This is a genomic window from Motilimonas cestriensis (assembly GCF_021295315.1).
GTDB classification, from domain to species: domain Bacteria; phylum Pseudomonadota; class Gammaproteobacteria; order Enterobacterales; family CBDFNC01; genus Motilimonas; species Motilimonas cestriensis.
This window is the reverse complement of record NZ_JAIMJA010000001.1, coordinates 281,676-306,731: the sequence shown is the minus strand read 5'-3', so window position 1 is coordinate 306,731 and position 25,056 is coordinate 281,676. Positions and strand designations below refer to the sequence as shown.

Genomic DNA, 25,056 nt, shown 5'->3' with positions numbered 1-25,056 from the left:
GTGATCATTAGCGGCTATTTTATTGGTATTATTTTAATTACTCGAGGTATGCGATGAGTCAGGCGGACATTCGTCCTAGCAATTTCATTCGTCAAATCATTGATGAAGATATTAAAAACGGTAAGCACGGTGGACGCGTACATACCCGTTTTCCACCTGAGCCAAACGGCTACTTACATATAGGTCACGCGAAATCGATTTGTTTAAACTTCGGTATTGCTCGTGATTACGATAATGCGCTATGTAACTTGCGCTTTGACGATACCAACCCAGAAAAAGAAGACATTGACTACGTTGAAGCGATTAAGCGTGATGTGCAATGGTTAGGATTTAACTGGCACGGTGATATTAATTACGCGTCCAACTACTTTGACCAATTGTACCAATTTGCGGTTGAGCTAATTGAAGCAGGCAAAGCCTATGTATGTCAGTTAAATGCTGAAGAAACACGCCAATACCGCGGCACTCTGGTTGAGCCTGGTAAAAATAGTCCTTACCGCGATCGCCCAATTGAAGAAAACTTAGATTTATTCCAGCGCATGCGTGCGGGTGAGTTTAAAGAAGGCGAAATGATGTTGCGTGCCAAGATTGACATGGCATCGCCTAACATGAAAATGCGCGATCCTGTGATCTATCGTATTCGTTTCGCTCATCACCATCAAACCGGTGACAAGTGGTGCATTTATCCCATGTACGACTTTACTCATTGTATCTCGGATGCGCTCGAAGGTATTACACATAGCCTGTGTACTCTTGAGTTTGAAGACCACCGTCCGCTATATGACTGGGTATTGGATAATATCACCATCCCATGTCATCCACAGCAAATTGAGTTTTCACGCTTAAACCTAGAAAGCACGTTAACGTCGAAGCGTAAGCTAAATGCTTTAGTGACAGAAAAGATTGTCAGTGGTTGGAATGACCCGCGTATGCCTACTATTGCTGGTATTCGCCGTCGTGGCTATACACCTGCTTCTATTGTTGATTTTTGTCAGCGCATTGGTGTTACCAAGCAAGAAAACACTGTTGAAATGGCGATGTTGGAAGCGTGTATTCGTGAAGATCTTGAAGTGAACGCCCCGCGTGCAATGACCGTTATCGACCCATTGAAAATCGTGATTGAAAATTACCCAGAAGATCAGGTTGAAATGATCAATGCGGCTAATCATCCTAAAGATGAAACCATGGGAACTCGAGAGTTACCTTTTAGCCGTGAAATTTATATTGATCGTGATGACTTCCGTGAAGAAGCCAATAAAAAATACAAGCGCTTGGTATTAGGCAAAGAAGTGCGTTTACGCAATGCTTATGTGATCAAAGCTGAGCAAGTAATTAAAGACGAACAAGGCGAAATTGTTGAGCTACGTTGTAGCTATGACACTGAAACCTTGGGTAAGAACCCTGCTGATGGTCGCAAGGTAAAAGGTGTGATCCATTGGGTGAGCGCGGCGCAAAACGTGCCTGCTGAAATTCGTTTATATGACCGTTTGTTTACTGTTGCCAACCCGGGGAGTGCTGAAGATATTCACGAAGTGTTAAACCCAGACTCTTTAGTGGTTAAACAAGGCTTTGCAGAATTGTCATTAGCTAATGCTGAGCCTCTAAAAGCGTATCAGTTTGAACGAGAGGGTTATTTCTGTTTAGACGATGTGGATACCAGTGAAGGTAAGCTTGTGTTTAACCGCACTGTTACCTTGCGTGATACTTGGGGTAAGGTTGAAGGTTAACTTTGCCTTATTTAATCACCAAAAAAAGCCGCATTAGCGGCTTTTTTATTAGCTTAAAGCGACACCATTAAGTGCCGTTTGGCGCGACGTCGATCAGTGATTACATTTTCCATCAACTGACCGGCCATAAAGGTATAAGCTATGGTTGGTGAGTGTAATACCATTCTCCGCTGCGATTCTTTCTTGGCGGTCTTCAATCATTTGATCGGTAAACTCAATCACTTCACCACAATCTAAACACACTAGGTGATCGTGATGCTCAATGGTGGAGAGTTCAAATACCGATTTACCGCCTTCAAAGTGGTGACGGGTCACGATACCTGCATCATCAAACTGGTTAAGTACACGATAAACGGTCGCTAAACCTATCTCTTCACCAAGTTCGATAAGTTTTTTATAGAGATCTTCTGCGCTGATGTGCTGACTATCAGGCTGTCTTAACAGCTCAAGAATCTTGAGCCGAGGCAGAGTGACTTTTAATCCTGCCTGTTTCAGTGCTTTATTGTTATCGGCCATGGTAGGGGTCTTGTCCTGATATGTTGCGTGAAATCGGAATTATTCCGATACGAATATATTTAGCTTACAATGCTTTTGTTAAGGTGGGCAAGGACCACCTTAACAAAAATAGCATTCAATTGTATTTATAATATGACACTTTCAGCATGGCTAAGGTTCATATCTACTCTGGCAGTTAATCTTCTAACTCAGCTAAGCACATTTCGTCGTAGATTTGTTTCACCCAAGTTTCAACACGCTCAGTAGTTAACTCTGGCTGACGGTCTTCATCAATACCTAAACCAACAAAATGTTGGTCATCTACCAGTGCTTTAGAAGCTTCAAACTCGTAACCTTCGGTAGACCAATGACCAATGATAGTCGCCCCTTTTGCTTCGATAATATCGCGTAGGGTACCCATGGCGTCTAAAAAGTATTCAGCGTAGTCTTCTTGGTCACCACAACCAAAGATAGCGACCAATTTTTCGCTAAAGTCGATTTCTTCTAATTCTGGAAAGAAATCATCCCAATCACATTGAGCTTCGCCGTAATACCAAGTTGGAATACCAAACAAAAGTAAGCTAAATTCATCTATCTCAGCTTGGCTACTCTTAGCGATGTCTTTCACTTCAACTAGCTTTTTACCAAGTTGCTTTTGGATCATTTTTGCGACGGCTTCAGTATTTCCTGTGTCGCTACCAAAAAATATCCCTACACTTGCCATATCGAAATTACCTGTTGTTTAAGATTACTATTGTGGTATGAGCTGTTGTTCCAAAATATAAACGATCAACTCACTGCGGCTAATGTTTTGCTGCAATGCTAAATCGTTTAGCTGTTCAAACAACTGTTGCTCCACCTTTAATTCTACTCGTCTCAAACCTTTCGCTTTGTCGCGTTTGATTTGATTACGCTTATTAATTTTAAGTTGTTGTTCGCGCGATAGCGGATTCGTTTTCGGCCGACCCGGCCGTTTTTCCTCAGAGAAAAGGTCTATCGTCGTTCTATCAGTTAGCTCTTTTGCCATGTTTCTTACTGCTTAACCTAGCCCGTTAGACTCCCAAAAAACTTCAATAATGCCTTTGGATACAAATCCTGCACAGCCTAAAAACAATACCATCCATACAATTGTACGGCCGAATTTAGGCACATTACTGCGCTTTAATACATCATTAATTGAAAGCCCAATAAGCAGGAAAATCATGATGTAAAAGCCATAAAGGCCTAAAGTTTCAATTTCTTCAACATATTCACTTAACATAAGACACTTAATTTAAGATCCGTTAGGCTCATTTAGACCCCAGCAACGTCAAGGCGTTGTGCAGCGAGGATTGCTCGGGTATATAAACCGCGGGAATATACCATAACTGATGTCCATGCGCTAACTTGTTGCGTGTAAAAAGTCGTTTACTAATTTATTAAAAATGACCGGTTTTTCAGCGTGCAACCAGTGACCCGTGCCCATGATCATCTTGATTTTGGCATTGGGGAAATAGCGGCGGCCGTGTGGCCAATAGTCGTCAATGATGTAGTCTGATAATTGCCCCTTTATAAACAGGGTTGGTCCATTGAATTTCTGGTCGGTATCAGGCCAAGCAATAATGTCTGCGTAGCCGTTTACTAAAGCGGGCAGATTATAGCGCCAAATCATTTTATCTTTAAAACGATACAAAGACTTGAGCAAAAACTGTTGTACACCGACCTCTTCAACGTGATTGGCTAAATATTGTTGCGCTTCGCTACGGGTTTTTATGTCACTTTCCGCAACGGCTTGTAAGCCGGCAAACACGCCTTGATGGCGAGGTTCGTAATTAACGGGTGACATGTCAGCAACCACTAACTTATCTACTTTTTCCGGCGCTTTTAGGGTAACCATCATGGCAATTTTTCCGCCCATTGAATGGCCAACCAGCGAGAAATTTTTAACCCCGAGAAGTTTCGCCAGCGCGAGTACGTCATCAGCCATATCTTCGTAGGCCATACTAGGGTGATGAGGAGATTCGCCATGGTTGCGAACGTCTATCGAAATAACTCGATAATGATGACTTAATACCTGATGTAATAGGCCAAAATTCGACAAGCTACCAAATAAGCCATGGATGAGGAAGACTGTCTCACCTTGGCCATTTATTTTGTAATTAAGTTGCATTGTTTACTCTTTAATTAACTTTTTCGTCATTTTAACGCAATAAACTATGAATTATCTTCGCCACTGGCTCTGACACCTTGGATGCTTAGCATAAAGAGAATGAGTAGCGATAACCAGATTGTTGTGCAATGCGTGTTAAGTAATTTGGGTAGACTTCTCAGCATAAGACATCATTACGCGACGCCGAAAATCATTTATGTATTAGTCATGTATTAGTAAAGCATTAATAACGTATTTCAAACTGGTCTTGAGTATTCTGGAGCCGTATCTTGATACAGCTTGAGTATATACTGAGCAAGTGTACCGATAGATCAGCGCAAAGTCTTGGAGTGTGAGCCTGAGTCTGGGTATAATCCCCCCATGTTTTGTCGGAAATACCTGTAAAAAATGAAGAAAATAGAGCTTGATGATGAGTTGTATCAATATATTGCAGCTCAAACAAAAGATATAGGTGAAAGCGCTTCACAAATTTTACGTCGTTTATTATCGTTACCTCCGCTAACGGAGCCTGGGTCGAAAATAAAAGTAGAAATCAGTGAGCCCATTGATACAAAACAAATAGTTAAAAAGGCTGTGGATATTTCCGAACCCTCGGAAGAAAAACAGCTGGCACCTGACTCAGCTGGTTTACAGTCCTTTTTAGACAGTGCCACGTTGGCGAATGTTGAACATTCGGTTGAACGTTTTTTACTGATGTTGTCGGAAATGTATAAACATAACCAAGCTTTATTTGCTAGTGCCAGCGAAACCACTCGTGGTCGCAAGCGCTTGTATTTAGCTACCTCGCAAGAGGCCCTAGAAGAAGGGGGGAAAACCTGTAAGCCAAGAGCGATCCCTGATACACCATTTTGGGTGATCACCAATGCTAATACAGGTAGAAAACGTATTATTATCGCGCAGTTGATGGCAAGTATGGGGTATGCCCATCATGTGATAGAAAAAGCATGTGAAAAAATCTGATATCAAACTTTAAGGATAATTATGTCACTTCACCCACGTGCAGGTTTGCCTGCCGAGCAACAAGATTTAACGGATATTCCTACGCTGGTATCTGCTTATTATACTAATAAGCCAGATGTTGCCGTACGTGAGCAGCAAGTTGCCTTTGGTACTTCGGGTCACCGTGGCTGTTCGTTCGACAGTGCGTTCAACGAAGACCATATTTTGGCAATCAGCCAAGCGATTGCAGAATATCGTCAGCAGCAAGGCTATCAAGGTCCGTTATTTTTAGGTAAGGACACCCATGCTTTATCAGAGCCAGCTTTTGCTAGTGCGATTGAGGTGTTGGTTGCTAATGGGATTCATGTTGTGGTGCAAGCGGGTTTAGGCTATACACCAACGCCGGTCATTTCCCACGCTATTCTGGGCTTTAACCGTAGTGGTGATAATCCCTTTGCTGATGGTATCGTGATTACGCCATCACATAATCCACCGCGTGATGGCGGGTTTAAATATAATCCGCCAAATGGTGGCCCTGCCGATGGCGATGTCACGAAAATTATTCAAGACCGAGCTAATGAAATTTTAGCGCAAGGTTTAACCGCCGTTAAACGTATGGATTATCAAACCGCACTGGCCAAAGCTGAGCACTATGATTATGTCGCGCCTTATGTGGCGGATCTTGAAAATGTGCTGGATATGAAGGCCATTGCTGCAGCGGGCGTAAAAATTGGCGTCGATACGTTAGGCGGCTCTGGCGTGGCATTTTGGCCCGCTATCGCGAAACATTATGGTTTAGATATTACCGTGGTTAACGATAAAGTTGATCCTACTTTCTCGTTTATGACCTTAGACAAAGATGGCAAGATCCGCATGGATTGTTCATCACCTTACGCCATGGCGAGTCTGATCAAACTAAAAGACCAGTTTGATATTGCGGTTGCCAATGACCCAGATTATGACCGTCACGGTATTGTTGCCCCTTCTGTTGGCCTGATGAACCCAAATCATTATCTTGCTGTTGCGATCCAATACTTATTTGGCCATCGTCCTCAATGGCCTGCCAGTGCGAAAATCGGTAAAACGCTAGTGTCTAGCTCGATGATAGATCGCGTAGCAGAAAAACTGGATAAACCATTGTGTGAAGTGCCAGTGGGCTTTAAATGGTTTGTTGAAGGTTTATTTAATAGCGAATTTGGTTTTGGTGGTGAAGAAAGTGCTGGTGCGTCGTTTTTACGCAAAGACGGCGGTGTTTGGAGCACTGACAAAGACGGCATTATTTTAGCGCTATTAGCGGCAGAGATTATTGCGGTCACCAAAAAAGACCCTGGCGTGCATTATCAAGCGCTTGCCGCTGAATTTGGTGCGCCTTTGTATCAACGCTTAGATGCGCCAGCCTCACCGGAACAAAAAGCGGTTCTTAGTAAACTTAGCCCTGAGATGGTTGAAGCCAGCACACTAGCAGGTGAGCCTATTCTCGCTAAACTGACCAATGCGCCAGGCAATAATGCAGCGATTGGCGGCTTAAAGGTGGTTACTGAAAATGGTTGGTTTGCCGCGCGGCCATCCGGCACCGAAAATATTTATAAGATTTACGCGGAATCTTTCTTAGATGAAAAACACCTAGCTAATATTCAGCATGAGGCTCAGCAAATTGTCTCGGCTGCTTTTACTAAAGCTGGCTTATAAGTTTTATAAAAGTAATTTTATACAAGGGAGCTTTGGCTCCCTTTTTTGATTCTTAATAGCGTCTAGATCATTGAACTGAAACAAAAGTTTGTCATTCTGCTTCCTTATTTACTGGTAAATCAACAATGAATGGTTTACTTTTAATTACAAACATATCCGTGTTTAACCGTCTTTAAGCTGTGATGTTTAAACCCTCTCCATTTGTAAAGGAACCCACAATGGCGGCGACAAAGAAGCAGACCAAACCTTTTGATCTTAGTGCAGACAACCTACAACAACGTATCGTTCACCATCTCCGTTCCACTTTAGGTACCCATGAAAACAAAGCCAACGATAAGGCTTGGTGGAATGCGACCTGTTCTGCAATCAATGAACTCGTTTTTGAAAAGTTAACCGATACCCAAGCTTCTCATTCAAAACAAGACACCCGCGCAGTTAACTATTTATCTCTTGAATTCTTAATGGGCCGTCTGCTGTCAAATAACTTACATAATCTGGAATTATTTGGCGAAGCTGAGCAGGCTTTAAAAGCGTTAGGCAAAGACATCTATCAAGTTTGTGAAGAAGAGCCGGATATGGCACTAGGTAACGGTGGCTTAGGCCGCCTTGCAGCCTGTTATATCGATTCGTTAGCCACGTTGGGTTACCCTGCTATTGGTTACGGTATTCACTATGAACATGGCTTGTTCCGTCAAGAATTTAAAGATGGTCACCAAATTGAGCGCCCTGATAGCTGGCGTGAATACGGTAACCCTTGGGAAATTTGCCGCCCTGAATCAGTGCAAGAAGTGCCTTTATACGGTTATGTAGAAAGTGTATTTGAAGACGATGGTAGCATGCGTAAAGTGTGGCACGCAGGTCGAAAATTAAAAGGGGTGCCTTGGGATATCCCCATTGTTGGCTACGGTGCTAAGTTAGTTAACGTGTTACGTTTATGGGAAAGTAAACCCGGTGAAGCCTTTGATTGGGATGTCTTCAACGCAGGTGGTTATGTCGATGCGCAATCGGAAAAAGCGCAAGCCGAAACCGTGTCTAAAGTACTTTACCCAAATGACTCAACCGAGCAGGGTAAAGAGCTGCGCTTAATTCAGCAGTATTTCTTCTGCGCTTGTTCAGTCAAAGATATTCTTCGCCGCTTTAAGCGTGCGAATGGCAATAATTGGGATGTGTTTGCTGATAAAGTGGCGATCCAGTTAAATGACACCCATCCTGCTATTTCAGTGCCTGAGTTGATGCGCATTTTAATCGATGAAGAAGGCTTAACGTGGGCTAAAGCGTGGGATGTATGCCGTCATACGTTTGCCTATACTAATCACACCTTATTACCAGAAGCCTTAGAGAATTGGTCAGTAAGCTTGTTTGAGCGAGTATTACCGCGCCATCTTGAGATTATTTATGAAATTAACCGCCGTTTCTTAGAAACAGAAGTGGAAGCGAAATGGCCGGGTGATGATGAGATGAAGCGCAAGCTATCTATCATTAAAGAAGATGGCGGCCGTATGGTGCGCATGGCTTATTTAAGCGTAGTTTCATCTTATAAAGTGAATGGTGTAGCGGCCATTCATACCCGTTTAGTTAAAAAAGATTTATTCCCTGAGTTTAATGAACTTTATCTTGAAAAAATCGTTAACGTGACCAATGGTGTGACGCCGCGTCGTTGGTTAAAAGCCGCCAACCCTGAGTTATCGGCATTGTACGACAAAACAGTGGGCACAGGCTGGCCAACGCAGTTAAACCTATTAAAAGATGCACTGCCAAAAGCCAAGGATAAAAAATTCCAAAAAGAGTTCATGGCCATAAAGCATGACAATAAGCTTAGGTTGGTTAAAGAAATTAAAGCCTTAACCGGTGTTGATGTTAGTGCCGATGCTATTTTTGATATCCAAATTAAACGTTTACACGAATACAAAAGACAGCAACTTAATCTGCTGCATATTTTAACTTTGTACCGCCGCTTACTGGCCAACCCAGAGCTAGACATGGTGCCTCGCGTGTTTATCTTCGGTGCTAAGGCTGCACCGGGTTACCACATGGCTAAGCAAATCATTTATGCCATTAATAAAGTAGCTGATAAGGTTAATAATGATCCGCGCATTCAAGACAAGCTAAAAGTAGTGTTTATGCCAAACTACCGCGTGTCATTGGCCGAGAAGCTTATCCCTGCGGCAGATGTATCTGAGCAAATTTCAACCGCTGGCTTAGAAGCATCAGGTACAGGTAATATGAAGCTTGCCCTTAACGGCGCCTTAACAATTGGTACCCTTGATGGTGCCAATATTGAAATAGCCGAAGAAGTAGGTGACGACAATATCTTTATTTTTGGTTTGAATGTTGATCAAGTTGAATCGATAAAAAGACAAGGTTATAACCCGTACGATTACTACTATGGTAATGCAGAGCTAAAAGCCGTGCTGGACTGGTTAGACAGCGATTTCTTTACGCCGGGTCACCCTGGTGAGCTATCAGACATTAAACGCAGCTTGTTAGAGTGGGGTGACCAGTATCTCTGTTTGGCCGATTATCAAGGTTATTGTGATGCCCATGCGCGTATTGATGTAGCTTATCGTGATACAGCTAAATGGGCGGAAATGGCGATCATTAACTCTGCCTGTATGGGTAAGTTTAACTCTGACCGCTCTATTCAAGATTATGTTGATACCATTTGGCACTTGAAAGCTTGCCCATTAGGCTAGCCTTTCTCGTTATTTGATGTTACCCAAGGGAAGCCAGTTGGCTTCCCTTTTTTGTCTATACTTCAGTTAAGTAAGCTTGGCTGGAGAGTGATGATGGATTTCATTGATTACACCTTAGGTCGGTGCGAGGCAGCAGAATTTTTAGTTTCTAATTCGAGTGACACTCGGGTCGAATGCTGGGCGCCGGGAGTATTGTATCTGGCTGGTAATGGCCCTCGTAGCCTGATTATTTCTGCCGGCATTCATGGTGACGAAACTGCGCCTATCATCATCATAAATCAATTGATTAAGCAGATATTCTCGGGCGAATTAGAGGTGGTTAATCCGTGCCTGTTCATTTTGGGTAATCCGGATGCGATTGAGCTGGGCGTGCGCTATCTGGATACCAATCTAAATCGTTTGTTTTGCGGCGCACACCGCAGTATTGCACCTTGCAAAGAGTCGGCAAGGGCCCATTTATTAGAGCGGTGTGTGGAGCGGTTTTATACCATTTATCAAGATACCGATAAGCTGCATTGGGATTGTCATTGTGCTATTCGTGGGGCGGTTTATAAAACTTTTGCTATTGTGCCTATCGTCACGCACGAGTTGAGTTTATTGAATCACATGGATGAGCTACAACATGCAGGGATCCAGGCTGCGGTGCTGAGTCAGTTAGCAACCAATACCTTCAGTTATGCTTCGTTTCAACAATTTAAAGCCCAAGCTGCCACCTTGGAGTTAGGTAAAGCGTTACCATGGCATGAAAATGAGATGAGCGATCACCAAAAGATAATCTGTTATTTAATCCGGCTGTTAGCTGATGTTGAAGACGAGGATGAAACGATCGCCACAGACGCGTTGATTGTTTATCAAATAGCGCAACAAATCATCAAAACTCAACCTGATTTTCATTTTAATTTTTCGGCAGAAATAGATAATTTTACGCCGTATCAGCAAGGCACCTTGTTAGCGCAAGAAGCGGGGGCGGAGTATCATGTGCAAGCAGAGCGAGAAGTGATTTTGTTTCCTAACGCTAAGGTTGAACTAGGAGCAAGGGCGTTATTAACGTTAACACCTTGCTCCTTGTAAACCAATACAACTTATTTAAGTTGCATTGGTTAACCGGTGGTGATTATTTGCGGCTATCGCGGCTCGCTTGAGCCAGTTCGCGTAGCATTTTTTCAGTATCTTGCCAGTTAATACAAGCGTCAGTGATGCTTTTACCAAATACGAGCTCTTTGCCATCTTCGACGGCTTGGTTGCCTTCTTCTAAAAAGCTCTCAATCATGACCCCAGCTATGGCTTTGCTGCCATTGCGCATTTGCGCCATGATATCGCTTGCTACATCCCATTGCTTTTTATATTGCTTCAAGCTGTTGCCATGGCTAAAGTCAACGATGATTCGAGGAGTAAGGCCAACATCACTCAGTTGCTCGGCCGAGGCTGTAACATGCTCTTGACTGTAATTGGGCGTTTTTCCGCCGCGTAATATGATGTGGCCGTAAGGGTTACCTGCTGTTTTATAAATAGTCATGCGACCATTTTTGTCTGGCGAGTAGAAAATGTGACGTGCTTTAGCTGCGCGAACAGCATCCATGGCTATTTGTAAGTTGCCATCTGTGCCATTTTTAAAGCCAACAGGGCAAGAAAGTGCCGATGCCATTTCACGGTGAATTTGGCTTTCCGTGGTACGCGCACCTATCGCGCCCCATGTGATGAGATCGGCAAGGTATTGACCCGTAACCATGTCTAAAAATTCAGTGGCGGTGGCAAGACCCAGTTCGTTGATATCCAGTAATAGATTGCGAGCAAGGGCGATACCCTTATTCACGTCGTAGCTGCCGTCAAGATTGGGATCATTAATCAAACCCTTCCAGCCCACAATGGTACGAGGTTTTTCAAAGTAGGTACGCATCACAATGCATAAATCGTCACCGAGCTCGTCCTTAAGCTTAACTAAGCGTTTAGCATATTCAATGCCAGCTTCAGGATCATGAATTGAACAAGGACCGACAACGACGAGTAAGCGTTTGTCTTCACCAGATAATATTGCTTCTACTTCTCGTCTTGCTCTGGTGACTACTCCGGCCGCAGCATCACTCACGGGTCTGGCAGCGGTTAGCTCGGCAGGGGTAATTAAAAAGTCTTGTTTCTCTGTACGTAACTCGTCAGTTTTCAGTGGCATCGGGCCTATTTCCTAATCGTTTAAACTGCTTTTTGAGCAAATTTTTAATGATGAATAGTAACTGTCATCACCTTAGCTAAAAACGTCAAGTGTTTAAAGAAAAAGGCTAATACTGCGCTAAAAAAGCTTATCTAGTGGCTAAAATTCACAGATGTTTGTTCCTTGGTGGGGGAATAGGTAGAATGCGCGCTTTAATCATTCAGATATCTTTTCGAGGTTTGGTTGCATCATTATCAAGATTTAGTTGCCGTATTTGAACGGTGCTTTCTCAATTGTGAGAATACTCAGCTGGTGGCAGGGGATGGTGAGCCAATATATTTACCCGCAGATGAAAAGCATGCACATCATCGCATTATTTTTGCGCATGGATTTTTTGCGAGTGCGTTGCACGAGATTTCTCATTGGTGCATCGCGGGTGAAAAACGACGTTTGTTGGTCGATTTTGGTTATTGGTATGAGCCTGATGGCCGAAATGAACAGCAGCAAGCTGCTTTTGAAGCGGTAGAAATTAAACCTCAGGCGATTGAGTGGGCATTGGCAGCCAGTTGTGGGTTTGATTTTTCGGTCAGTTGTGACAACCTGTCTGGCATTGAAATTGACCGTTTAGGTTTTCAGCACCGAGTGTACGATCAGGTATTAATCTATCTCGAACAAGGCTTTCCGGCAAGAGCCCAACTTTTAATTAACGCTTTAGGTGAGTTTTATGGCGTTGATCCATTAGCGCGAGCTTCATTTGCTTATCGCGGCATGTATTCAAGGTAAATTTTATGTATTCCCTATATGAAAAAATAGAACAAAAAGTAGCAGCAATTTTAGATGGCGGCTGCAACGATGAGTTATTTGCATCGGGCTATCTATCGGGGCATTTGAGCTTGGCGTTAGCGCAGTGTGAACAGCAACACACATTAACAGAGCAAGACTTCAAACAACAAGTAGAGCTAGGATTAGCGCAAGCCTTTAAGGCAAAAGAGCTTACGCCACCTGATCAAATTTTGGTGCAAGATATGTGGGCGTTTTTATCTCAATCATAAGTCGCTGCACTGCGTATATTAAATCTGTAGTTATTTCGGCTTTTTGGGTAGGGCTGCAGTGCATGTTTTATTGCGGCCTGACTCTTTCGCCTTGTAAAGTGCAGTGTCAGACTCTTTTAGCCAAATACTTTCATCCGTCATTTCATCGTGAGTTTGCGCCACACCTAAACTGATGGTGAAGCAGATATCATGCTCTTCGTGATATACGTGTAGGGCTTCAATCCCCTTACGCAAACGTTCAGCAAAAAACAGGGCTTTTTCAGCATCTGTGTTTACTAACAGCACGGCAAACTCTTCGCCGCCATACCGACCAGCAATGTCTGTTTCTCTTAAATTTTGCTTGAGTGTGGCACTGACCGCTTGGATCACTTTGTCACCAGCTTGATGACCATAGGTGTCGTTAACGCGTTTGAAATGGTCTATGTCAAACATAATTAAGCAAGCATTGGCTTGCGTACGCTTATAGCGTAGATATTCATGCTTAAATTGCTCTTCCCAATAACCGCGATTAAATAGCTGGGTGAGGGCATCAATACGACTTAAATCTTTCAGTTGATTATTGAGGTCTTTAAGTTGCAGTTTGTTAACAGCGCTGTCGGTAACATCATAAATAATTAAGCTAACATGGGTGACTTCACCGGTTAAACTCATCAATGGAATAATGGTCATATTTTGATACATGAATTCAGCGGTACCCGTAATAGGGCGATAGTTCTTAAATCGAAAAATATACGGGCGTTGTTCCCAAGTGGTGAACGCACGGTTTTTTAACAAAAACACCGATTCAATTTTTTGACTGAGCCATTCTTTGGGGATTTCATCAAATAAGTCAAACATCACTTGGTTTTGGACTTGGCTGCCACCTTTACCACTGTGGTTTTCCATGAAACCATTCCAAGCTTGCACTCTATGCTCACGATCAAGGACAACTAGGCCAACATCGATGGTTTGTACCATCTCGACCATCCAATGAAATTCTTTTAAATCAAAAGCGCTATTTTGCATAATTTAATTCAACAAGTAAGTGAGTTTATTATTTAGGGTTGTGATGGAATCTTCGGTAAATAGCATCAATAAATCACAGTGAATATTATGATTTTCAATCACATAGTTTATCTCAATGGCTAAGGTTTGTTTCCAGCGGGCTTGGTTTTCATTCACTAATTCTGAAATCTGGCAATGCTGACCGAGCACCACAGGGTGGCCTTGACTAAATGACATATCTAATTGTTCTGCAAACCCTTTTAAGAAAGCGCCGATCAATATATTGGCGATATCCATCATTACTTCTACTTCGGCTTGCTCGTTAAGCTCGCCTTTAAAATTCATTAAGCCAGCCATGTCTTTAAAACTGGAGTCATGAAATAAAATCAGTGCTTCACCGGCAATGCCCGCACCAATATAACCTTGGCAAACGGCTGAAATCGTATCGGTCGACTCTGCCGCTTCAAGTGCCATGGTTAATTCACTGACTTCGAGTAGGTTTACCGTTGGGATTGGTAGCAGTACAAATACATTAAGTAGTCTAGCGAGTAAATCAGCCGCTTGGCCCATCGCGACATTTGCGACTTCTTGGTAGGCATCACGAGCGTCATTAGGAAGTTCAATTTTTGGCCCCGCATAGGCGGTCATTTCATCGTCGGCTAATTCGGCCTCCACTACGCTAGGCTCTGGAATCGCAGCCGGTGTTGGGTCAGGCAATAGGTCCGCTTCATTGATAACACCATATTTTTTTAAAATATCAGCGATTTTCTCTTTGCTAACCGGCTTTTTAATAAAATCTAATGCGCCAAAGCCCATTACTTTTTCACGGGCTTCAGGTTGAATATCACCTGAAACAACAATCACCATGGCATTTAAGTCTTGCTTGCAAACGGCCTCTAGTACTTCGTAGCCATCCATAACAGGCATGTTTAAGTCTAAAAACACAACACTGCCTTGGCCCTGTTTAATCGCTTCTAGGCCTTCACCGCCGTGGGTGGCAAAGGTGATTTCAACATTCCAATTATCAGGAAGGCTGCGTGCCATTTGCTTACGGGCCAGTGCCGAATCATCACAAATAAGAACGGGTAATGACATGTGAAATTCCTAAAATTGCTTTATTTCATCTTATGGCAATAAATGGGTTATTGCCACGTAAGCGGGCCATATATATTGTATTTTTGTGGCATTTTTAGCTGCCGTTTGTGAAATATATGGGGACTAATGATAATTTTCCTATCATCGACTAAGGTAAGAGAAGATGCAGCTAGATTGCACTATAATTAGAAGAAAAAAGCTAAACAGTCTACTTTTTGTGAGAAACATCAGTAAAAAAGCAAAACAATCATCTTCAAACTTGCTCATTTAGAATGCAAGTGATAGCTTGAAGCGGATTTTTTATTGGGCTGCTCAGTTTCATTTGTGACTCGATCACAGGGAATATTATAACTAAAAATGAAATACTTATCTTTACTCTCTCTGTTTTGCTGTGCAATTAGCCTTGGCTTAAACAGTGCTCATGCTGCCACACAATGGCAAGCTTCAGGTAAACTCGACAGGCTAACGCCAAATGTGAACGTCAACTTTAAGTTCTATGATCTTGAAGCTAAGAACATGTACGAACTGTTTCAAAAAATTCGTATTGTTGGACCAGCCGGTCAAACAGGTAACAAAGCGGCCGGTAAAGCTAGCTACAGCATGAACTGGCAGTTAAGCTTTGAGAAAAATGGCGCACAATGCCGTGTTGGCGATGCTGCTGTTGATATTGAAATTGATATCGTCGTGCCACGTTGGTTGAACGTTGATTCTCAGTCAGAACAATCACAAGCGCACTGGCAAACTTACCTCGGCGCATTGCTCGATCATGAAAGTGGACACAAAGACATCGTGTTGAAAGCCGCAGACAAACTGATTGATAATATCAAATCATCTCCCGTTAATAAGGGATGCGGACAGTTGCAGCGGCAAATAGATAAAACCGGTCACCAGTTCTTGGCTCAAGCTCAAGCAGAAAGTGCCAATTATGATAAAAGAATGAAGTTATCGTTCAAGTAATACTTCATTCCCTCAGATATTGATTAGACAGGCCGCTTATAGCGGCCTGCCTTTTTTCAGGCTTCTAAGCCAATACCGATTCGGATGTAATAACGCTAGAATAGCTTGGCTCACTGGCAATGGCTCACCACTTAGCTCACTGGCCAGTATTTCAGCCATTAACGGAGCGGTACACAAGCCTCTTGAGCCTAATGCGCCCAGCATATAAAGGTTAGGGTAGCAGGCACTGCTTGATGACTCGGGGTTAAACTGCGAAAACGCCTCAAAGATAGGTACGCCGCCAACAAAAGGTAAGTTATCGCGGGTGCCACAGCGCACTCCGACACGCGCATTTTGACCAGAAAAGTCTAATGACTCCGGCCAGTTTACGTTATCAAGAGACGAGATTATCTTAGTGTGATTTTCTTCGTGTTCCTCCAAGCTAAAGGCGCGAGAGTTATCATTTCGTCCGTAGCTAGCACCAATGCAATGCATACCTTCATCTGCTGGGGTCAGGTAACCTTGGTAGCATAAAACCGTGCTCAGATTGCTAGTTTGCTCTGTACTCGGTACATGACTCACTTGCCCGCGCACAGGATAAATAGGCAGTTGCTTTAGCGGTGCAAAGTTTAGCTGATTCGCACCACTGGCAATGATGAGCAGATCCGCCTGATGGGTTTGATCGTTACAGGAAAATTGCCAGCTTAATTGGTTTTGCTCAATCTCCTTAACCTCTGCGTTGAGGTGAAGGGTTAGTTGACCGCGATCTTGTGCTTCTTTGATCAACGCGTTGGTTAAGTCACTTGGACTAAGCCAAGCGCCATTGGGGTAAAACAGTCCTCTGGCACCAATGTCTAAGCCAACTGTCTTGCCCATTTCTTCTGCACTCAGCGCTTTCACTAAAGTTGTAGGGTATTGTGTATCGATAATTCGTTGAATTTTTTTCCCAGATTTTTCATTGTAATCCACCTCAACAACACCGCAAAAATCATGACGAATAGGGTGGTGAGCGAGTTGTCTAAGGGTTTGACAGCTAAATTCAAAGGCATGAGCAAAAAGCTCGCTGTTATTGACATTGTTAGGACTCAGCAGTGGGTAGAGGGCTCCTTGTCGGTTGCCCGAGGCATCCTGTGCGAGTGTTGCATCTTTACAAAATAGCTCAACTTGCCAGCCTTTATTGACCAACGCGAGAGCCGTCGCTGCTGATGCGATCCCCCCTCCGATTATTGTTGCTTTGTTGCTTGTGCATTGGGGGGCTTCTCTGCGCTGAAAAGGATCAGAAGGCTCTTCGGCGCGATGATATTCAATTTCCCCAGCTAGCATTTCTCGTTTTCTGCCAAACCCTTTTACTTTTGACATGGTAAAGCCTGCTTCTATTAAACCGCGGCGGACAAATCCTGCTGCCGTGAAAGTTGCAACAGTGGCACCGGGTTTTACTAGTTTGGCCATGGCGTTAAATAACTCTTGCGACCACATATCCGGGTTTTTACTGGGTGCAAAGCCATCTAAGAACCAACAATCTATTAAGCCGCCAATAGGACAATAAATTTTTGGTAAGGAATCGTGTATGTCGCCAAACCATAAATCCAATACTATCTCACCATGTTGTAAATTCAGTCGATGGCAGCCAGGGGTGGCGCTAGGGTAGTGCTCGAGCAACTGTTTCGCTAATTCGGCCAGTTCGGGCCATTGACTTAAAGCTTGAGCTAAGTCGGCATAAGTTAAAGGATATTTTTCAAAACTGGTAAAATAAAGTCTGCTGGGGCCTGAATCGGGGTTACAGGCTTTAAACTCGTTGAAGCACTGCCAAGCGGTTAAAAAGTTTAGGCCAGTACCGAAGCCTGTTTCCGCGATGACAAAGTGATCTTGAGCAAAATTATGCCATCTATTTGGCAGTTTGTTAGCACTGAGAAAAACATGTTTAGTTTCATCTAATCCATTGATATTTGAGAAGTAAATATCATCAAATTGTTCCGATGTCGGGGTGCCATTGTCGTTCCAGTTGAGGTTTGCGTGCTCGAGTTTTTGATTTAACAAGGAAAATTTCGCTATTTTATGGCATGATGTCGCCGATTTTACCTTAAATTGTCGAAAGCCGACCAGTTGTCATAAACAAAATGATATAATAGTCGGCAACGTGAGAACCACAGGGTCTATAAATGAGAAGAGCAGTCATCACAGGTATCGGTGTTATTTCCAGTATTGGTAACAATAAAGAGGAAGTACTAACGTCACTACAACAGGGCAAGTCCGGTATCCGTTTTTCTGAACAATTTGCAGAATACAAGTTACGTAGCCAAGTTTGGGGTGCATTGAATGTGCAACCAAAAGATCACATCGACCGCAAAGTTATGCGTTTTATGGGTGATGCAGCCGGTTTTGCTTACTTAGCAATGGAGCAAGCAATTGCTGATGCGCAGCTGTCCGATGAAGACGTATCAAATGAGCGTACGGGCTTAGTGGTTGGTTCAGGTGGCGGCTCGTCTGAAAACCAAGTGGCAGCAGCAGATATATTACGTGAAAAAGGCGTAAAACGCGTTGGTCCTTACATGGTACCAAGAACGATGGCTAGTACTACATCGGCTTGTTTGGCAACGCCTTTTAAAATTAAAGGCATTAACTATTCAATTAGTTCGGCCTGTGCAACCAGTGCACACTGTATTGGCAACGCGCTAGAGCAGATCCAACTAGGCAAACAAGACATTGTTTTTGCTGGTGGTGCTGAAGAGCTACACTGGACATTGGCGATGGAATTTGATGCGATGGGTGCATTGTCAACAAAGTACAATGAAACACCTGAAAAAGCGTCTCGTACTTATGACGCTAATCGTGACGGTTTTGTTATCTCTGGCGGCGGCGGTATGATTGTGGTCGAAGAATACGAGCACGCAGTTGCACGTGGCGCAAAAATTTACGCTGAAATTGTCGGTTATGGCGCAACATCTGATGGCTACGACATGGTGGCTCCTTCAGGTGAAGGTGCGGTACGTTGTATGAAGCAAGCCATGGCGACGGTTAAAGGTGACATTGATTACCTTAATACGCACGGCACCTCTACACCCGTTGGTGACGTTCGCGAACTTGAAGCCATTAAAGAAGTGTTTGGCGATAAGGCACCAAAAATCAGTGCAACCAAGTCAATGACGGGTCATGCTCTTGGTGCAGCAGGTGTACATGAAGCCATTTACAGCCTGCTAATGGTTGAAAACAACTTTATTGCGCCAAGCATTAACATCGACCAAGCAGATGAAAAAGCGGAAGGCTTGCCAATTGTTAAAAATGTTGCTGAATCAGCAGAGCTGAAAACAGTGATGTCAAATAGCTTTGGATTTGGTGGCACTAACGCAACGTTAGTATTTCAAAAAATCTAATTTAGTTGGATTGAATGGATAGAGCAGGGAGCATTCTCTGCTCTTTTTTGTTTCTGACGCTTATAAAACTTAGGCTAACGTTATTACTAAGATGAAAATTTTTCTCGATTCCAATATCCCATTTGCCCAAGAAATGTTCAGTGATTTAGGTGAACTGCATTTTTTCGAAGGGCGAAATGTGACCGCTGAGCAATTAAAGGATGCTGACGCCCTTTTGGTGCGTTCAATTACGCAAGTTAATGAAGCTTTATTATGTAAGAACGAACGGCTTCAGTTTGTGGGTACCGCCACCATTGGTATGGATCATATTGATAAAGCCTATCTATCTTCGCGTGACATTCCATTCCATAGTGCCCCAGGTTGCAATAAAGAATCAGTGGCACAATATGTCGTGAGTGCGATCTTAGTACATGCTGAAAAACACCTGATTAATTTACAAGGTAAAACCGTTGGTATTGTGGGCGCGGGGAATACAGGGAGTGCCGTCTGGCAAAAGCTAACGGCATTGGGCATGAAGTGCCACCTATGTGATCCGCTGCTTGAGCAGGCCGGAGACAGACGTCAGTTTGTTGACATGAAAACTATCATGGAATGTGATTTCATTAGTTTGCATGTACCGCTCACGGTGGATGGGGAGTATGCAACCAAGCATCTATTCGATCAGCAGCGCTTACGTCAGTTGAATCAGCATCAAGTGTTAATCAATACCTCACGTGGTGATGTAATTAATAATCAAGCTTTATTAGAGCGTGTTGAATCAGGATCGTTACCAACCTTGATTTTAGATGTATGGGAAAATGAACCAAATATCGAAATGGCTTTGTTACCTTATACTGACATCGCGACACCGCATATCGCGGGCTATAGCTTAGAAGGAAAAGCCAATGGTACAGAAATACTGTACCGGGCTTTATGCCAACAATTAGGTGAAACGCCAAGTAAAAAAGTAAGCCAGTTTTTACCACCTGCGGTCGTCGACAGTATTCAAATTAATGCAGAGTTGAACCAAAACTTAGTGAAGTCACTCGTTCATCTTGTTTACGACGTAAGGCGTGATGACAACATTTTTCGTGCCGAGATAGGTCTACCTAATGGTTTTGATTTAATGCGGAAAAATTATCGTGAACGGCGTGAGTTCTCGACACTGAATGTGTCTCTTGGCGCAAATCAAGAAGCTCACTTACTGGCTGCGTTAGGTTTTACCATCGCAAACTAATTTAATAACAATATTATTCTATGCATCTCAATATGATGCTTGGAGAGGGATTATGGAACGTTTAATCAATATCGCAGTACTTGGCGCTACAGGCACAGTAGGCAATGCTGTGGTCGAGCAGCTAGAAGAGCGTGAATACCCCGTTAATCAATTATTTCTACTGTCTAGTGATAATGGCGCGGGTGAAACCCTGATGTATAAAGGCAAGCGTCAACGGGTGCAAAATGTCGCTGATTTTGATTGGAGCCAAGTTGAAATTGCCATTTTTGTCGCCGGCGAGCAAGGTGCTAAAGAGTGGGCAACAGTGGCGACAGATGCTGGCTGTTTAGTGATAGACAGCTCGGCTGCGTTTACTGATGATCCAGATATCCCACAGGTTATTCCGGAAATTAATGCAGGCGCTTTGGCACAAATTCATCAATCGAAAATTGTCGTTAGTCCAAGTTGTGCTGTTATTGCTAGCGCTTTAGTGCTGAAGCCGATCCATGATGAAGTGGGTATTACTCAGGTCAATATTTCAACCTATCAGTCGGTGTCTAGCGCGGGTAAAAAGGGAATTAGCACCTTAGCCAATCAAACCGCGAAATTACTGAATGCTAAACCTATTGAGCCTGATTATTTTGCTGCGCAAATTGCTTTTAATTGTATTCCTCAATCAGGAAATCGGTTAGCTAACGGTTACAGCCAAGATGAGATGTTACTCGTGTCGCAAACACAGCGCATTCTCTCAGATCCTGAACTGAAGGTTAGTCCAACCTGTGTCGTGGTACCGGTGTTTCATGGTTTAGGTGCAGCCTTACACATTGAAACACGCTTTCCACTGGAAATAAATGAAATCACTGGCATGATCCGTGATGCGCAAGGGGTTGAGCTTGTCGAAGAAGCCGACGAAATCGCTACTCAAGTTAGCCATGCCGTTGGCCAAGATACTGTTTACGTTGATCGTGTCCGTAAAGACCTATGCAGTGATAATGGAATCCAACTCTGGTTAACCCTAGATAACTTGAAAAAAGGCAGTGCAACCAATTTAGTACAGATTGCTGAACATATAGGCCAGTACTATTTATAACTTTATGTTGCTAACGCACTCGTTTTAATAGAAATATATCATCAAGAGCTCCAAAATAGGGGGCTGGATCTCAATTCTAGCCCCTATCTCCTCCGCACTTTCTTTTGTAACTAGATTAGCCTTCCATGCTGGTTTATAGTGATCAGTTATTGAATAAGTATATGCGCTCTCTCAGCGTTATATTTGCTGGCTTTTTGAGCAAATCAAAATAAAGGATAAAACATGGGACGTTATTTTTCCCGCGCGGCTGTAGCTTTACCTCTATTACTTGCTGCGAGTAACATCATTGCCGAAGAAGATGTGTTTAAAGATGCCCCTGGTTTTTATGTTGAGCTAACCGGGCCAAAAGGTGAAACTGCCAAAGAAGTGCGAACGGTGGAAGCAACGCCTACAACCACAGCTGCAAGCACCCGAGCATCAGCGGGTACTTATGGGCCGTTGAAGTCTTCTGACACCATGTGGTCTATTGCCAGTAAGGTAAGGCCAAACCGAAATGTTTCCGTGCATCAAATGATGACGGCTATCTTCAATAAAAACCCACAAGCATTTCTTAACAATGATATTAACCGCCTCGTTAATGGTGCCGTCTTAACCATTCCCAGCTACGAAGAAATTAGTGGCATTGACAAACAAGCAGCCCGCGAGAGCTTTATAGCAAACACCCAAGGTGCAAAGCCGGCAGCTAAGCCAGCGGTTAAAGCAACAGAGCCGCCTAAAGCAGAAAAAGTAGCAGAGCAAGCTGCACCAGAAAAATCGAAAGCCACGCCAGCGCCTGTTGCCACGCCTGAGCCAAAGCAAGACGTAGTTGAAACAAAAACAGAACAAACCCTGCCTGACATGGCTGCCGCCAATAATGTGGCGGTGAGTGGGGAGCTAAACCAGTTAAAAACGCAACTTGATGACTCAAACGAGCAATTAATGCAAGTGGCTGAATCTAATCAGCGCATGAAAATCAAACTTGAAGCGTTGTCGGATGATTTAACTACGTTAAAGACTCAGCTACAAGAAGACTCTAAAGTTCAGCTAGAAATCAAAGAGCTATTATCTCAGCAATTAACCAAGCCAGCACCAGAAGCGGCAGCGCCAGAGCAAAGTGATGACCTACTAAAAATTATCACCTCAAGCTGGCTCTACTTAGGCGCGCTAATTGCGATGCCTATTTTAATTCTGTTGGTTATCTTAAGTTTTTGGTTACGCGCCAAAACAAAAAGAGAAGCAGAAGCGCAAGAGCAAGAAATCGCTACCTCAACCAGTACCTTGATGGAAGAGAAGAGCGAGTATGATGATTTACTTGCCGCTGATGAAGAGGAAAAAGAAGAGAGTGCTTCGGAGCAAGAATTTACGATTGAGGATGATTTAACCGCCGATGAGTTAACCAATGCGAATTTAGCATCTGATGACATTGACTTAATGAGTGAAATCGACCTTGATTCTGATGACAGCCTTAACGCAGATTTAGATTTTGGCAATGATGACGCCAACAACATAAATGATGAGTTTGATTCACTGAACGAAATTAGTGAACCAGAAGAAACCCAGCCCGAAGACGACTTTGGTTTCGATTTGTCCGACAATCTTGATCTGGCAGAAGAATTAACTGAGCCTGAAACAGAACAAAGCTTTTCATTTGAAGAACCCGCTGCAGAAGCACCAGCGGTCGAAGAAGATGCCCTTGTTGAAGAGCCAGTTGCAGAGCCGGTAACGGCTGATGCTGAAGTCGAATCAGCATTTAATCCTGATGAACTATTATCTGCTGATGATCTCGAAAATATCGAATTTGAAGAAGCGGATGACGACTTATTTGAACTAGCAGAGAGTAATGATCTGGTTCAAGAAGATGACATGATTGTTGAGCTGGCAGAAGATGACGACATTTTATTAGAAGAATTGTCACCAAGTGCCATGGACGACGATCTGGTTTCTGATTTAGCGCCTAAGCCTGAAACTGCAGCACCTGAAGTAGATGCGCCTAAATCAGCAACAGATTTAGACGAGTTTGACTTTAACATGGCTGAAGAAGCGCCTGTAGAGCCCGCTGTTGAGGCTGCCGTTGAGCCGTTAGAAGTTGAAGCTCCAGAAGAAAGCAGCGCTGATGATAACGAACTAGAGTGGGATTTTGCCGAGATAGATACGGTTGATGAGCCTGTTAACGAGCCTGAAATTACAGAAGTCGATGACATTGACGATACGGACCTATTAGCGAGCCAACTGGGTGAAATCGCATTTAACGAGCCATCTTCTCCAGCGGATGTGCCTAATGTAGCTGATGTATCAGACGATTACATTGATATCGAACGTTTACTCGAAGAAAGTGGTGACGAAAGTACTGATGAGCCATACCAAGGTGCTAGCTTTGATTTGGGCTTAGACGACTTCCCAGAAGTATTACCGGAAGCGGATGGTATTGATGTTGACATCGATGAAGGTGGAATCGGTCAAAAACTTGACTTAGCCCGCGCTTACTTAGAGATAGATGATAAAGACGGTGCAAAAAGTATTTTAGAAGAGATTCAAGGCCAAGGCAGTGAAGATCAAATCGCAGAAGTGACCAAACTATTGAATCGTTTGGGCTAACTAACGAGTAACAACCAGTAAAACTGCACGAAAAGGGATGCCAAGCGCATCCCTTTTTTATTGCACTCGTTCCATCTTGAAAAGGTTTGGGTATAATTGCCTCTTTTTCAATAGGCACATTTTCTCATGCAAATAGCACTCGGTATCGAATATGATGGTTCAGCGTATTATGGCTGGCAAAAACAAATTGAAGTCGATACGGTGCAAGACCGCTTAGAAGCAGCCCTAAGCCTAGTAGCCAACGAAAAGATAGATACATTTTGTGCAGGTCGCACCGATGCAGGGGTGCACGCGACTGGGCAAGTCGTGCATTTTACCACAAACGCTATCCGTAATGAGCGCGCTTGGACCCTTGGCGTTAATGCCAATTTACCCAACGACATTGCAGTAGCCTGGGTTAAAGAAGTACCGGATACCTTTCATGCGAGGTTTTCAGCCACGGCAAGGCGCTATCGTTATATTATCGATAATTCAAACCTACGTAGCGCGATTTTAAGTAAGGGTCTCAGTCATTATCATGAACACCTTGACGAAAAGCGGATGCATCAAGCTGCGCAATATTTAGTTGGCCGTCATGACTTTACTTCATTTAGAGCAAAGCATTGCCAAGCTAAGTCACCTTGTCGTGACATTGAACATATTAAAATCACCCGTCAAGGGCCGTATATTATCATTGATATAAAAGCCAATGCTTTCTTGCATCATATGGTGCGAAATATCACCGGCAGCTTGATTGAGGTGGGTAAAGCAAAACAGCCGATTGATTGGTTGGCGCGGCTTTTAGAAGCAAAAGATCGCAGTGTGGCAGCCGCTACCGCTAAAGCCGGAGGGCTATATTTAGTTGACGTGGACTATCCAGCTGAATTTGAATTACCAGCTCACCATATCGGTCCATTATTTATTGATAACCAATAAGAAGCA

22 protein-coding genes are annotated in these 25,056 nt (G+C 43.4%); 13 read left to right on the top strand and 9 right to left on the bottom strand.

The features are described from left to right. Positions 1–53: 53 nt before the first annotated feature. Positions 54–1,727 (top strand): glutamine--tRNA ligase, encoded by a 1,674-nt coding sequence (gene glnS, locus K6Y31_RS01410; protein ID WP_233051077.1) that lies wholly within the window; start codon positions 54–56, stop codon positions 1,725–1,727. A 93-nt stretch (positions 1,728–1,820) separates the two neighbouring features. On the opposite strand, the gene fur is transcribed toward glnS, so the two are convergent. The 5 genes from fur to K6Y31_RS01385 all read right to left on the bottom strand — a co-directional run bounded on the left by fur (position 1,821) and on the right by K6Y31_RS01385 (position 4,371). Then, positions 1,821–2,243, bottom strand: a complete 423-nt coding sequence (gene fur / locus K6Y31_RS01405) for a ferric iron uptake transcriptional regulator (RefSeq protein WP_233051076.1) — start codon at positions 2,241–2,243, stop codon at positions 1,821–1,823. A 175-nt stretch (positions 2,244–2,418) separates the two neighbouring features. After that, entirely contained in the window at positions 2,419–2,946 is a 528-nt protein-coding gene (fldA, locus tag K6Y31_RS01400; RefSeq protein ID WP_233051075.1) for a flavodoxin FldA, read from the bottom strand. 27 nt (positions 2,947–2,973) lie between these two features. Next, complete coding sequence (gene ybfE / locus K6Y31_RS01395) at positions 2,974–3,249, bottom strand: LexA regulated protein (RefSeq protein ID WP_233051074.1); 276 nt, start codon at positions 3,247–3,249, stop codon at positions 2,974–2,976. Positions 3,250–3,261: 12 nt separating this feature from the next. Beyond that, positions 3,262–3,483, bottom strand: coding sequence for a DUF2788 domain-containing protein (locus tag K6Y31_RS01390; RefSeq protein ID WP_232801032.1), 222 nt, complete (start codon positions 3,481–3,483; stop codon positions 3,262–3,264). A gap of 120 nt (positions 3,484–3,603) precedes the next feature. After that, on the bottom strand, positions 3,604–4,371 hold the full coding sequence (locus tag K6Y31_RS01385; RefSeq protein ID WP_233051073.1) for an alpha/beta fold hydrolase: 768 nt from the start codon (positions 4,369–4,371) through the stop codon (positions 3,604–3,606). A gap of 387 nt (positions 4,372–4,758) precedes the next feature. On the opposite strand from K6Y31_RS01385, the gene K6Y31_RS01380 reads away from it, so the two are divergent. From K6Y31_RS01380 to K6Y31_RS01365, 4 genes are all read left to right on the top strand, one after another. Then, positions 4,759–5,331 (top strand): replication initiation regulator SeqA, encoded by a 573-nt coding sequence (locus K6Y31_RS01380; RefSeq protein ID WP_233051072.1) that lies wholly within the window; start codon positions 4,759–4,761, stop codon positions 5,329–5,331. Between the two features lie 21 nt (positions 5,332–5,352). Further along, a complete protein-coding gene (gene pgm, locus K6Y31_RS01375; protein WP_233051071.1) occupies positions 5,353–6,999 on the top strand; it encodes a phosphoglucomutase (alpha-D-glucose-1,6-bisphosphate-dependent) in 1,647 nt (548 codons plus the stop codon). Between the two features lie 218 nt (positions 7,000–7,217). Beyond that, positions 7,218–9,692 carry a glycogen/starch/alpha-glucan phosphorylase gene (locus K6Y31_RS01370; RefSeq protein WP_233051070.1) on the top strand — a complete coding sequence of 825 codons (2,475 nt, stop codon included), beginning with the start codon at positions 7,218–7,220 and terminating at the stop codon, positions 9,690–9,692. 90 nt (positions 9,693–9,782) lie between these two features. After that, positions 9,783–10,763 (top strand): succinylglutamate desuccinylase, encoded by a 981-nt coding sequence (locus tag K6Y31_RS01365; RefSeq protein WP_233051069.1) that lies wholly within the window; start codon positions 9,783–9,785, stop codon positions 10,761–10,763. A 43-nt stretch (positions 10,764–10,806) separates the two neighbouring features. Here the strand turns inward: K6Y31_RS01365 and K6Y31_RS01360 are convergent, their stop codons facing one another. Next, on the bottom strand, positions 10,807–11,859 hold the full coding sequence (locus K6Y31_RS01360) for a 3-deoxy-7-phosphoheptulonate synthase (RefSeq protein WP_233051068.1): 1,053 nt from the start codon (positions 11,857–11,859) through the stop codon (positions 10,807–10,809). Between the two features lie 222 nt (positions 11,860–12,081). Between K6Y31_RS01360 and K6Y31_RS01355 the strand changes: the two genes are divergently transcribed. Then, on the top strand, positions 12,082–12,621 hold the full coding sequence (locus tag K6Y31_RS01355; protein WP_233051067.1) for an elongation factor P hydroxylase: 540 nt from the start codon (positions 12,082–12,084) through the stop codon (positions 12,619–12,621). A 5-nt stretch (positions 12,622–12,626) separates the two neighbouring features. Continuing rightward, complete coding sequence (locus K6Y31_RS01350; protein ID WP_233051066.1) at positions 12,627–12,890, top strand: YfcL family protein; 264 nt, start codon at positions 12,627–12,629, stop codon at positions 12,888–12,890. Between the two features lie 30 nt (positions 12,891–12,920). Here the strand turns inward: K6Y31_RS01350 and K6Y31_RS01345 are convergent, their stop codons facing one another. Then, positions 12,921–13,895, bottom strand: a complete 975-nt coding sequence (locus K6Y31_RS01345) for a sensor domain-containing diguanylate cyclase (RefSeq protein ID WP_233051065.1) — start codon at positions 13,893–13,895, stop codon at positions 12,921–12,923. 3 nt (positions 13,896–13,898) lie between these two features. After that, positions 13,899–14,969 (bottom strand): response regulator, encoded by a 1,071-nt coding sequence (locus K6Y31_RS01340; protein WP_233051064.1) that lies wholly within the window; start codon positions 14,967–14,969, stop codon positions 13,899–13,901. 357 nt (positions 14,970–15,326) lie between these two features. Between K6Y31_RS01340 and K6Y31_RS01335 the strand changes: the two genes are divergently transcribed. Then, the gene (locus tag K6Y31_RS01335) at positions 15,327–15,926 is read left to right on the top strand and encodes a DUF922 domain-containing protein (protein ID WP_233051063.1); all 600 of its coding nucleotides are present in this window, start codon (positions 15,327–15,329) and stop codon (positions 15,924–15,926) included. A gap of 36 nt (positions 15,927–15,962) precedes the next feature. Here K6Y31_RS01335 and mnmC read toward each other — a convergent pair whose 3' ends face one another. Beyond that, positions 15,963–17,942: a bifunctional tRNA (5-methylaminomethyl-2-thiouridine)(34)-methyltransferase MnmC2/FAD-dependent 5-carboxymethylaminomethyl-2-thiouridine(34) oxidoreductase MnmC1 gene (mnmC, locus tag K6Y31_RS01330; RefSeq protein ID WP_233051062.1), complete on the bottom strand. Its 1,980-nt coding sequence runs from the start codon at positions 17,940–17,942 to the stop codon at positions 15,963–15,965. A 122-nt stretch (positions 17,943–18,064) separates the two neighbouring features. On the opposite strand from mnmC, the gene fabB reads away from it, so the two are divergent. The 5 genes from fabB to truA all read left to right on the top strand — a co-directional run bounded on the left by fabB (position 18,065) and on the right by truA (position 25,050). Continuing rightward, positions 18,065–19,276, top strand: a complete 1,212-nt coding sequence (fabB, locus tag K6Y31_RS01325) for a beta-ketoacyl-ACP synthase I (RefSeq protein WP_233051061.1) — start codon at positions 18,065–18,067, stop codon at positions 19,274–19,276. Positions 19,277–19,367: 91 nt separating this feature from the next. Then, entirely contained in the window at positions 19,368–20,492 is a 1,125-nt protein-coding gene (locus K6Y31_RS01320; RefSeq protein ID WP_233051060.1) for a 4-phosphoerythronate dehydrogenase, read from the top strand. A 52-nt stretch (positions 20,493–20,544) separates the two neighbouring features. After that, positions 20,545–21,561: an aspartate-semialdehyde dehydrogenase gene (locus tag K6Y31_RS01315; protein ID WP_233051059.1), complete on the top strand. Its 1,017-nt coding sequence runs from the start codon at positions 20,545–20,547 to the stop codon at positions 21,559–21,561. Between the two features lie 222 nt (positions 21,562–21,783). Beyond that, the gene (locus K6Y31_RS01310; RefSeq protein ID WP_233051058.1) at positions 21,784–24,135 is read left to right on the top strand and encodes a FimV/HubP family polar landmark protein; all 2,352 of its coding nucleotides are present in this window, start codon (positions 21,784–21,786) and stop codon (positions 24,133–24,135) included. A gap of 126 nt (positions 24,136–24,261) precedes the next feature. Further along, complete coding sequence (gene truA / locus K6Y31_RS01305; protein ID WP_233051057.1) at positions 24,262–25,050, top strand: tRNA pseudouridine(38-40) synthase TruA; 789 nt, start codon at positions 24,262–24,264, stop codon at positions 25,048–25,050. The last annotated feature ends 6 nt before the right edge of the window (positions 25,051–25,056 follow it).